The 2,652-nt window shown below is 30.6% G+C and carries 3 protein-coding genes and 1 pseudogene; 3 read left to right on the forward strand and 1 reads right to left on the reverse strand.

What is annotated here, in order from left to right; genetic code table 11:
• The 3 genes and pseudogenes from ACFVQC_RS30070 to ACFVQC_RS30080 all read left to right on the forward strand — a co-directional run.
• Window positions 1–155: pseudogene (locus tag ACFVQC_RS30070) on the forward strand (IS6 family transposase); the annotation flags it as partial.
• A 260-nt stretch (window positions 156–415) separates the two neighbouring features.
• Window positions 416–931, forward strand: coding sequence for a transposase (locus ACFVQC_RS30075; protein ID WP_377900175.1), 516 nt, complete (start codon window positions 416–418; stop codon window positions 929–931).
• A 290-nt stretch (window positions 932–1,221) separates the two neighbouring features.
• Window positions 1,222–1,548, forward strand: coding sequence for a hypothetical protein (locus tag ACFVQC_RS30080; protein WP_377900176.1), 327 nt, complete (start codon window positions 1,222–1,224; stop codon window positions 1,546–1,548).
• Window positions 1,549–1,959: 411 nt separating this feature from the next.
• On the opposite strand, the gene ACFVQC_RS30085 is transcribed toward ACFVQC_RS30080, so the two are convergent.
• Window positions 1,960–2,160 carry a cold-shock protein gene (locus ACFVQC_RS30085; protein ID WP_201040154.1) on the reverse strand — a complete coding sequence of 67 codons (201 nt, stop codon included), beginning with the start codon at window positions 2,158–2,160 and terminating at the stop codon, window positions 1,960–1,962.
• Window positions 2,161–2,652 lie beyond the last annotated feature (492 nt).

A 2,652-nucleotide genomic window follows, 5' to 3' on the forward strand; every position in this document is an offset into this window, starting at 1 on the left:
CTATGTTAGGACTTAAATCTTTTCGCACAGCTACATTTATTCTTGCAGGAGTAGAAGCCATGCATATGATAAAAAAAGAACAGATTGATTTACGGGATCAGTCTGTTCAAAATCAAAAACAATTCATTCATCAATTATTTGGATTAACAGCGTAAAGAACGATTCCGGTAGGAATCCTCATTGTGTTTTGGAATGTATCCTTTATTTGCACTAGAACCGGTTATTTTGTTTTGAGGATTCTTTAGATAGAAAATTAATATAGAAAGATAAGAAGGTAATGCAGTATAGATCAGTCTACAAGCATTCCCTTGCTATTATTATGTTGTGTTTTTAATATAATATTAGTAAGAGTAATCTTGAATTAAATTTAATATTTTTCTATGAAATTAATTAGTATATCTTGGTGGTGCGATAATTGGACAAGTTAAAAAAATTCTCTAAAGTTTTTGTAATGTTTTTTATTTTGTATGTGATAGTACTTATATTTTCTCCAAGTAGAATAGTAGGTAGGTCAGCTATCCAAAAAGATGACATAAAATTACAGGTATATGCACAAGCAACTACGGGAGCACCTCAAAAAATAAGTAAAAGTGATTTAGTTATATTAAAAGAAAAAATTAAAGATATATATCCTAATGTGAAATCTACAGACATTGTGCTTGAAGGTGACACACCGTTCGGTCATGTTGATGATCCAGCTTATATCGGAGAATTTACTGTATACGGAAAAGTTATAGGTACAACAATAAATGAAACATCAAGAGAAAATACAGTTGCAGTTTTAAAAGTTTCATATTGGGATATCCCGATGATTCGATACCTGTTTTATGAGGATTCTATCGTAAGAATTTCGCTTATAATTTTGTTACCTATATTTTTTGTTGCACTTTGTATCTTTTGTTTATGTTCTAAGAAACGTGATCGCCCGTAATAGACGATCGTGTTTTTTAGAATTAGGTAATGAAGTATAGATTAGTCTACAAGCATTCCCTTGCTATTAATATGTTAATAATAGTATTTCGAAAAAAGTATGGTAAGGATATCCGAGATTTTGTACAGTTTTTTAACTAATTCATTAATAAATGCGAAATCTAAAATAGAGCTAGATTAGGAATGTATAAAAAATTGTATAGATTGATAGGATAAAAAGAGTTTCTCTTGTGAGTGTTGGATTCCTTCTTTTTTTTATTGATGGTACAATCAAAATCATGGAGGTATATTATGTTAATTTTTTATGTAATACCATTTTTTCTTATATCCGGTACTTCAATATTTTTATTTTTCATATCTGTTTCACCAAAAATTAAGGCAAAAAATCTATCATTGATAGTGATCTGTTTAGCCATAAATGTACTTACAATTCCAATTTCTTGTTTGGTAGGTTCGTTTGTTTCTTATACACATGAGGCGTCAACAGAATTTACATATAATAATCCATTTTATTTTTGGAAAGGATTTTTCTACATTCAGACAATACCGCTTTTCGTGCTATTTGTGGCTTTGATATGGTGGTTTATCCGTAAGGGCAAAGAAAAAATCGACACATAGAATTTTAAAATGACTTCCGCTAAGCAAGAAATACAATAAGCTGTCCATATGGGTAGCTTATTGTATTTTTTGCTTAGCGTGGTTTTTTTCAAAAATGCTGGCGGTACCCCATCGCCAGCAACTTAAAATATTATAAAACGAAAAAAGTGAGCTGTATTCACAAAAACAAATTTTAAACATCGTTGACTACTGATAATAGGGCGTTATGTTAACTAGACGTGTATAAGATATACAATCAAACAAAGTTATTTTCCATTTTCATTCTTATTTTGAAATAGATGCACAATCAAAAGTCCACCAACAAATAAGATTGGAAATCCTACGACTATATATAGTCCGTTTTTTGGTATTCGGAATATTGTAAAAAAATCAAAAAAAAGACCCTACAAGAGGGTCTTTCATCAGCTAATATTAAGCTTTTTGAACATTAGTAGCTTGTAGGCCACGTTGTCCTTGTTCTACTTCAAACGTTACACTTTGTCCTTCGTCTAAAGATTTGAAACCGTCGATTTGGATAGCTGAGAAATGTACGAATACGTCTTCTCCATCTGCACGCTCGATGAATCCAAAACCTTTGTCTGCATTAAACCATTTTACTTTACCTTGTTCCATAATTGTTGCCTCCTAGTATGGATACCCACACATATGTTACTACCCTTGCTCAAATACCTTAGACGAAAAACAAAATTTATTCTTAATCTCAAACCGAACAAAAATAGGTCTTTCTTAAATTAACATACTTTCTAAAAAATAGCAAATTTCAAAAATAAGTCCTTATGGTAATTAGCCACTAATAGTGGTTGCTGGAGAAAAAGTCACTATGATAGTTATCACAGCAAGAAGTTACCAAAGGATCTCAACAATATCATTGGTTTGATTTTTTTCAGACATTCAACAACTGATAAAATTAGATATTTTCGAGTTAAATTTTACTTCTGATAACGAAAATTATGTAAATAAGCTGTCCATATGGACAGCCTATTATATTTTTGCTTAGCGTGTTTTTTCTAAAATGTTGGCGATACCTCTAGATGTGTAAAAATTACACATTAAGTGATAGATGTGAGTCTGTATTTGCTATAGAGCATTTATAATAATCGTAAT

Origin of the sequence: Bacillus sp. NPDC057893 (genome assembly GCF_042796455.1) — a bacterium.
GTDB lineage: Bacteria > Bacillota > Bacilli > Bacillales > Bacillaceae_G > Bacillus_A.

Coding starts and splice junctions, on each gene's coding strand:
- ACFVQC_RS30085 (WP_201040154.1), bottom strand. CDS start 2,160: ATGGAACAAGGTAAAGTAAAATGGTTTAATGCAGACAAAGGTTTTGGA.
- ACFVQC_RS30080 (WP_377900176.1), top strand. CDS start 1,222: ATGTTAATTTTTTATGTAATACCATTTTTTCTTATATCCGGTACTTCA.